The sequence below is a fragment of the Cryobacterium melibiosiphilum genome, assembly GCF_003602235.1.
Taxonomy (GTDB): domain Bacteria; phylum Actinomycetota; class Actinomycetes; order Actinomycetales; family Microbacteriaceae; genus Cryobacterium; species Cryobacterium melibiosiphilum.
The window spans coordinates 48,806-56,238 of sequence record NZ_QZVS01000070.1 but is presented as its reverse complement, the minus strand read 5'-3'; the positions used below and the strand labels follow the sequence as shown (position 1 = coordinate 56,238).

The 7,433-nt window shown below is 70.0% G+C and carries 7 protein-coding genes; 6 read left to right on the top strand and 1 reads right to left on the bottom strand.

The genetic code is table 11. The features are described from left to right. Positions 1 to 159: 159 nt before the first annotated feature. The gene (locus tag D6T64_RS06230) at positions 160 to 1,209 is read right to left on the bottom strand and encodes an iron ABC transporter substrate-binding protein (RefSeq protein ID WP_233550866.1); all 1,050 of its coding nucleotides are present in this window, start codon (positions 1,207 to 1,209) and stop codon (positions 160 to 162) included. Positions 1,210 to 1,329: 120 nt separating this feature from the next. Here D6T64_RS06230 and D6T64_RS06225 point away from each other — a divergent pair, with 120 nt between their 5' ends. The 6 genes from D6T64_RS06225 (at position 1,330) to D6T64_RS06200 (ending at position 7,396) form a co-directional block, all read left to right on the top strand. Beyond that, positions 1,330 to 2,571, top strand: a complete 1,242-nt coding sequence (locus tag D6T64_RS06225) for an MFS transporter (protein ID WP_119973223.1) — start codon at positions 1,330 to 1,332, stop codon at positions 2,569 to 2,571. Between the two features lie 95 nt (positions 2,572 to 2,666). Then, positions 2,667 to 2,927: a ribbon-helix-helix protein, CopG family gene (locus D6T64_RS06220; protein WP_119973221.1), complete on the top strand. Its 261-nt coding sequence runs from the start codon at positions 2,667 to 2,669 to the stop codon at positions 2,925 to 2,927. Then, positions 2,909 to 3,163 (top strand): hypothetical protein, encoded by a 255-nt coding sequence (locus D6T64_RS06215; protein ID WP_119973219.1) that lies wholly within the window; start codon positions 2,909 to 2,911, stop codon positions 3,161 to 3,163. The genes D6T64_RS06220 and D6T64_RS06215 overlap by 19 nt, the downstream gene beginning before the upstream one ends. 65 nt (positions 3,164 to 3,228) lie before the next feature. Beyond that, the gene (nucS, locus tag D6T64_RS06210; protein WP_119973216.1) at positions 3,229 to 3,924 is read left to right on the top strand and encodes an endonuclease NucS; all 696 of its coding nucleotides are present in this window, start codon (positions 3,229 to 3,231) and stop codon (positions 3,922 to 3,924) included. Positions 3,925 to 4,501: 577 nt separating this feature from the next. Beyond that, positions 4,502 to 6,613, top strand: coding sequence for a glycogen debranching N-terminal domain-containing protein (locus tag D6T64_RS06205; protein ID WP_119973214.1), 2,112 nt, complete (start codon positions 4,502 to 4,504; stop codon positions 6,611 to 6,613). Between the two features lie 114 nt (positions 6,614 to 6,727). Continuing rightward, complete coding sequence (locus D6T64_RS06200) at positions 6,728 to 7,396, top strand: HAD hydrolase-like protein (protein WP_233550865.1); 669 nt, start codon at positions 6,728 to 6,730, stop codon at positions 7,394 to 7,396. Positions 7,397 to 7,433 lie beyond the last annotated feature (37 nt).

Genomic DNA, 7,433 nt, shown 5'->3' with positions numbered 1-7,433 from the left:
CCGGCGGCGCGGGCGGGCAGCGGTCGCGCTGGTCGGCGCAACCCAACCGCCGGGGCCGGCGGGCTTGCGGGCACCCGCGGGCACACCAGCCCCCCGCGACCCCTCGCGGGGAGCGCGTTCGATGCGGGGTGCGCCCACGGCTGCCGTTGTCGGAGACCTCTAGATCAGGCCGTGCTTGCCGAGCAGCGCCTGGGTGGTCTCGAGCGATTCGAGGTCGGCGAGGTCGAGCTCGGAGTTGACGAGCGAGTCGAGGGGCGGCACGCCCTCGGGAGCGTCGATGCCCTCGATGAGCGGGTACTCGAAGGTCTCATCGACGAAGTACTGCTGGGCTTCGGCGGAGACCAGGAAGTCGATGAAGGTGAGCGCGTCGGCATCCGTCGCCCCGCTCTGCAGCAGACCGGCGCCGGTCACGTTGACGATCGACCCGGCATCGCCGGCTTCGGGGTAGCTGAGCTGGGCGCGCATGTTCTCGGCGCCGGTTTCGGCGGCCTGGGCGAACCAGTAATAGTGGTTGAGCAGGCCGACGTCGATGACACCCTCGTCGACCGCGGCGAGGATGGCGCGGTTGTTGTCGAAGATCTGCGGATCGTTCGCGGCGATCGCTTCGACCCAGGCGTCGGCGGCGTCTTCGCCGTTCAGCACCCGGTAGGCGGTGACGAAGCTCTGAAAGCTCGCGTTGGTGGGGGCGACGCCGAGGCGTCCGGCCCATTCGGGCTCGGTGAAGGCGTCGACGGATGCCGGCACCTCGTCGGCCGTCATTTCCTGGCCGTCGTAGGCGATCACTCGGGCACGGCCCGTGACGCCGACCCAGGTGTCGTCGGTCGAGGTGAAGCCGGCGGGAACCTTGCTCGTCGTGGCGTCGGGGAGCGTCGCGAACAGGTCGGCGTTGCTGAGCGCGCCGAGGGCGCCGGCGTCCTGGGCGAGGAACACCTGGGCCGGGGTCGCGTCGCCCTCTTCGAGCAGCAGCGCGCCGAGTTCGGCGGTGTTGCCGTAGCGCACCTCGACCTCGATGCCGCTCTTCTCTTCGAACTGGTCGATGAGGGGCTGCACGAGCACCTCGTCGCGGCCCGAGTAGAGGGTGAAGGCCCCGTCTTCCTCTGGGGCCGAGGTGCCGGCCGCATCGTCGGTGTCGGCCGGGGCGGTGCAGCCGGTGAGGGCGAGCACGGAGATTCCGGCGGCAAGGGCGAGAAAGCGGGGTGACATGCGCATGGACGGTCTCCAGAAGGGTGGGTACGAGTGCGGGTGTAAGTACTAAGGTAAGCCTAACTTAAGTGGCGGGGCAGTGCATCCGCTCGCCGACGAGACATGGGAACGTCGTAGGCTTAACGGATGCCTCCCGCAACCCTTCGAGCCTGGCGCAACGCCGTCTTCGCGATCTTCTTTCTGAGCGGCCTGGGGCTGGCGAGTTGGGTGTCGCGCGTGCCCGCCGTGCGGGACAGCCTCGACCTCTCGACCGCCGACGTGGGCATCGTCATCTTCGGGCTGTCCGGTGGATCCGTGCTCGGCCTCGTGATTGCCACACCGATGCTCGCCCGTTTCGGCGCCCGGCGCGCCATGGTGCTCGGCATCGGGGGCGCGGCGCTCGGACTCGTGGTCGTCGGACTCGGCACCAGCGTGCTGCCGGCGGCCGCGGTCGTCATCGTCGGGCTCGCCCTGTTCGGGCTCGGCACCGGATCGGTCGACGTGATCATGAACGTCGAGGGCGCCGCCGCGGAACGCGCCATCGGCAAGACGCTGATGCCCCTCATGCACGCCTGCTTCAGCCTCGGAACCGTCGTCGGCGCGCTGCTCGGCGCCGGTGCTTCCCACCTCGAACTCTCGGTGCTCGCCCACCTCGTGATCATGGCCGTGCTCGTCTTCGGCACGGTTCTCGTCGCGGTTCGCTTCATCCCCGTGATCCCCGAGCTCGGCGACGAAGGGCCCACGCACACCGGCGCCATTCCGGTGGCGAAGCCGGTGAGCGGATGGCGCGACCGCCTGCGCGAGAACCTCACCGTCTGGCGCGACATGAAACTGCTGCTGATCGGGGTGATCGTGCTCGGCATGACCTTCGCCGAGGGGTCGGCGAACGACTGGCTGGCCCTCGCCGCCGTCGACGGCCACGGCCTGAGCAACACGCTCGCGGCGATCGTCTTCGGCGTCTTCGTCGCCGCGATGACCGTGGGCCGCGTGCTCGGCGGCCCGCTGCTCGACCGGTTCGGACGGGTAGCCGTGCTGCGCGCGTGCGCTGTCACGGGCGTCGCGGGCCTCGTGCTCTTCATCTTCGCGCCGAACGACGGGCTGCTTTTCGTGGGCACCGTACTCTGGGGCCTCGGCGCCTCGCTCGGGTTCCCGGTGGGCATGTCGGCCGCCGCCGACGACACCAGGCACGCCGCCGCCCGGGTCAGCGCGGTGGCCATGATCGGCTATTTCGCCTTTCTCGTGGGCCCTCCGGTGCTCGGCCTGCTCGGCGAGGCCTGGGGCATCCTGAACGCCCTGCTCGTGATCCTGGTGCTCATGGTGCTCGCCGGTTTCGCCGCGCCGGCCGCCCGCAAGCCCGTCGCAGCGCCCGCGCCCGCGCACACCTCGTAGCGGCCGGGGGGGGGTGAAGTCCTCCGAGGGTCCTCCGAGCGACGAGGCAACATGTCGCGTTGAGTAAGCGAAGAGTTTCGTATGACGATGAGCGCATGAAGCGGATCATTCAGGGTCGCGAAGTCAAGGAACCGCAAATCGACGAGTGGGTTGCCGAGGCCGAGACAGGTTACGACGTCGAACAGCTCCGTTCCCGCTGGGGTCGCGCACCTCGGGGCACGGAAGCCGCTCAAGTCATTCCCGTGCGTCTGACGCCGGCTGAGCTCGCCGCGGTCATGGCCCGCGCCGAGCGCGAAGGGCTGAACCGCTCGGAGGCAATCCGCGCGGCACTCGACGCTTGGGCACACGTCGCGTGATCGTTCGGGCGTCGGCCCGCAAACACGGCATCGGTGACGAGGATGCCATTGCGGCGGCCGAGTCGCCATTGGTTTCGGGCCCGCTCGACGATGGGCACCCGCAGCGTCAGTTGCGGGTCGGTTGCGATTCCCGGGCGCGGCTCCTCGAAACCGTTGTGCTCGTCTGGGACGACGGCACCGAGGAAATCATCCACGCAATGACGTTCCGGCCGCAGTACCTCGGTCTGCTCCACTAGTCCACGAACGTCACGAACGAGGGTCGGGCGCGACCGCATCGACCTCGAGCGATTAGGCTGCTCGAGTGCGCCTTGTGATTGCCGAATGTTCCGTTGACTATGCCGGTCGCCTCAGCGCGCATCTGCCGCTGGCCACCCGCCTGCTGATGATCAAGGCCGACGGCAGCCTGCTCGTGCACTCCGACGGCGGCTCGTACAAGCCGCTCAACTGGATGAGCCCGCCGTGCAGCATCTCCCTCAGTGAGCCCGATTCCGATCAGACGGATGCCGGCGTCACCGCCCTCTGGACGGTCACCCACCTGAAAACCCTGGACCAGCTCGTCGTGAGCATCTTCGAGGTATTCCACGACTCCGCGCACGAGCTCGGAATCGACCCGGGACTGATCAAAGACGGCGCCGAGTCGCACCTGCAGAAACTGCTGGCCGAACAGATCCACCTGCTCGGCGAGGGCTTCAGCTTCGTCAAGCGCGAGTACATGACCGCGATCGGGCCGGTCGACATTCTCGCGCAGGACGCAAGCGGTGCCAGCGTGGCCGTCGAGCTCAAGCGCAACGGCGACATCGACGGCGTCGAGCAGCTCACCCGCTACCTCGAGCTGATGAATCGCGACCCGCACATCGCCCCGGTCTCGGGCGTCTTCGCCGCGCAGACCATCAAGCCGCAGGCCCGCAAGCTGGCCGAGGACCGCGGCATCCGCTGCCTTCTGCTCGACTACGACGCCATGCGCGGCGCCGACGACACCGCGACCCGCCTCTTCTAGTCCGGCGCGCGGCCCGAACGATCCCCTATCAGGGCGCGGCCGCGAAAAGTTCTCCACAGATGACGCGGATGCCGCCCGCACCGTCGCATCCGCTGCCACTCGTGCCGCCATGGACCCTCTCGAGCTCGCCCGCCAGTCCCTGATCTTCACCTGCGACTCCGTCGCCATCGGGCGCGATGACGTGCACGAGTTACCTCGTCGACCCGGCCCGGCTGCTGCGCCTGCTGACTCAGGCCGGGCTCGTCCCCGTGCGGGCGACCCGCAGCATCCGTCGCCACTGGCTGTGATGCGGCCCTCGTCCAGGCCCGGTCGCCGCGGGTCGGGTCCGTCATGCGCCCACAACCTGCTGCTGCGCCCAAACCCTGCACCCGCCGGTGCGCCCAGACGCTGCACGTGCGCCCAGAACCTGCACGCCGCTGCGGTCATGCGCCCTGCACGGCACAGGACACACCAGCCGCTATTCGCCGTCCGCGGTAGTGTTCTTGATGCGCTGCCGAAAGAAGAGGACCAGCACGGCGACCGGGATCGTCACCGCCGTCGGTTCCGTCACCGACCAATGAGGAGTCGGGACCAACCCATGACCGCAGAAACCATCGTCGCCGAAGCCCCCACCGCCCCGCGCCAGCCGCTCATTCACGGCGAGACCCTCGTGCTGCGCGCCCCGACCCAGGCCTGGTCCTCCGCCGACGGCAGCATGGGTGCCTCGCCCATTCACGGCTACTTTTTCTCGGATACCCGACTGGTCGCATCCGTCGCCGTGCGCGTGGGCGCCGAAGCCGGCGAGCTCATCGCGACCGTGCCGCGCGGCGCCGATTCCGTGACGTTCGTGAGCCTGCAGCGCCACCTCGACGACGCGCTGCCCGACGCGCGGGTGCGCACCCTGCACACCCGCACCGCCACCATCACGGGGGTGACGGATGCCATCGTGGTCTCGAGCGACCGGCGGGAGCCGATCGATACGGTGATCGAGGTGACGCTCACCGCCGACCTCAGCACCATGGACCACATCAAGAGCGGGCTGCCGGCACTGCCGATGCCCGTGGTCACGCTGAACGACGACCGGGCGACCTGGGCGAGCGACACGCTGACCGTGAACCTGACCGCAGACCCTGGGGCCACCCTGTCCCAGCTGCCCACCGGCGAACTGCTGCTGAGCTGGCCCACGACCGTTCCCACCCGCGGCGAGATCATCGTCGGCTGGCAGCTCGACGCCACCGACACCCGCGCGGTCGTGCGCGGTGTCGAGGGCGCACCGAGCTGGAGCGTGCCGGCCGTCACCTGCGCCGACGACCGGCTGACCCGCTGGGTCAGCACCGCGCTCGGCGACCTCGACGCCCTGCGGCTGACCACGACCGCGCACCCCGACGAGGTCTTTCTCGCCGCCGGGGCGCCCTGGTTCTTCACCCTGTTCGGCCGGGATTCGATCTGGGCCGCCCGCATGATGCTGCCCCTCGGCACCGAACTGGCCGGCGGCACCCTGCGCGTGCTCGCCGCCCTGCAGGGCCAGGCGGCCGTGCCGGAAACCGCCGAACAGCCCGGCAAGATCATGCACGAACTGCGCCGCGACACCCTCGAAATCCACGGCGAGGGCCTGCACCTGCCGCCCCTCTATTACGGCACGGTCGACGCGACGCCGCTCTGGGTCTGCCTGCTTCACGACGCATGGAAGTGGGGCCTGCCGGAGGACGAGGTGCGCGCCCTGCTGCCGAACCTCACCGCCGCGCTCGGCTGGATGCGCGACTTCGGCGACGCCGACGGCGACGGGCTGCTGGAAGACCGGCCCCTGAACTGCGCCGACGAAACCGGCCAGGGCCTCTCGAACCAGGGCTGGAAGGATTCCGACGACTCGGTGCAGTGGCAGGACGGTTCGCTCGCCGAGGGTCCGATCGCACTCTGCGAGGTGCAGGCCTACGCCTTCGAGGCCGCCATGCACGGCGCCGACCTGCTCGACCACTTCGCCCGAATCGATGGCACCGCGCCCGGCGGCGCGGAGTGGCGAGCGTGGGCATCCGCCCTGCAGAAACGCTTCAACGAGGCCTTCTGGGTCGATTCGCCGCAGGGCGCCTATCCGGCAATCGCCCTCGACGCCGCCAAGCGCCCGGTCGACACGCTCACGAGCAACCTCGGCCACCTGCTCGGCACCGGCCTGCTGACGGCGCAGCAGGCCGCGCTCGTCGCCCGCCGCCTGGTCAGCCCCGAGATGAGCAGCGGCTTCGGGCTGCGCACCCTGAGCACCGATTCGGTCGGCTACTGGCCGCTCAGCTACCACGGCGGCAGCGTCTGGACCCACGACACCGCGATCGCCATCACCGGGCTCGCCCGCGACGGCTTCACGGCCGAGGCGAATACCCTGATCAGCGGCCTGCTCGCCGCCGCGGCAGGCTTCGAGTACCGTCTGCCCGAGCTGCACTCCGGCGACAGTGCCGCGGCGTTGTCACGCCCGATCCCCTACCCGGCGGCCTGCCGGCCCCAGGCCTGGTCGGCGGCGTCGGCGGTGGCCGTGCTGTCGAGCGTTCTGGGCCTGGCAGCGGATGCCCCCGGCGGCGTTCTCGGCGTCTCCCCCGCCGCCGGCGTGCTCGCGCCCCTCAGCGTCGAGGGCCTGCGCTTCGGCGGCGCCGCGGTGTCGCTGAGCATTAATTCCGACAATGAGGTGTCCGGGGCGTCGGGCGCGGCCATCGAGGTGCGCTGACCGGCCTTTTAGTCCGGCTCTGACCCCCTTGAGCGGATGCGGCCAGCACGGGGGGCATCCGCTCTCGACGCGGAGGGTGCGGGGGTTCACCGCGAGTGCACCTAGGATAGGCGAGTGAATCCCACCCTGACGCGCACCTGGAGCGCCATCCTCTTTGACCTCGACGGAACCATCACCGATTCCGCCCCGGCCATCACCAGCTCACTGGCCCGCACCTTCGCTCTGCTCGGCCGCCCCGTTCCCTCCGCACCCGAACTTCTCGCCTACGTCGGCCCGCCCATGATCGCGGCCTTCCAGGAGTATGCCGGAATGACGCTCGCCGAGGCCACCGCGGCCCGCGCCGTCTACCGCACCGAGTACCAGGGCGCGGCCTCACTCGACACGGCCGTGTTCCCCGGCATCGCCGGACTGCTCGAACGCATCCACGCGGCCGGCATCCCGATCGCGCTGGCCACGAGCAAGCCCGAACTCAGCGCCATCGAGATCCTCACCCACTTCGAACTCACCCAGTACTTCAGCGTCATCGTGGGAGCCTCCGAAGACGAGGTGCGCAGCGCCAAGGCCGACATCGTCGCCGAAGCGCTCACCCGCCTCGGCGCCGCCGGCGTCGACATGAGCGCCCCGGTGCTCGTCGGCGACCGCATCTACGACGCCGAAGGCGCCGCGGCGAACGGCATCCCGGCGATCCTCGTCGAGTGGGGCTACGGCTCCCCCGCCGAAGCCGGCGAGGCCACCGCCGTCGTGCACTCGACCGACCAGCTCGCCAAACTGCTGCTCGGCTAACCGCCCCGCACCAGCGCCCGAACGGGCCCGCGACCCG

Bases quoted from the DNA above. Each gene is read 5' to 3' on its own strand.
- D6T64_RS06230 (WP_233550866.1), bottom strand. From the start codon at position 1,209: ATGCGCATGTCACCCCGCTTTCTCGCCCTTGCCGCCGGAATCTCCGTG.
- D6T64_RS06225 (WP_119973223.1), top strand. From the start codon at position 1,330: ATGCCTCCCGCAACCCTTCGAGCCTGGCGCAACGCCGTCTTCGCGATC.
- D6T64_RS06220 (WP_119973221.1), top strand. From the start codon at position 2,667: ATGAAGCGGATCATTCAGGGTCGCGAAGTCAAGGAACCGCAAATCGAC.
- D6T64_RS06205 (WP_119973214.1), top strand. From the start codon at position 4,502: ATGACCGCAGAAACCATCGTCGCCGAAGCCCCCACCGCCCCGCGCCAG.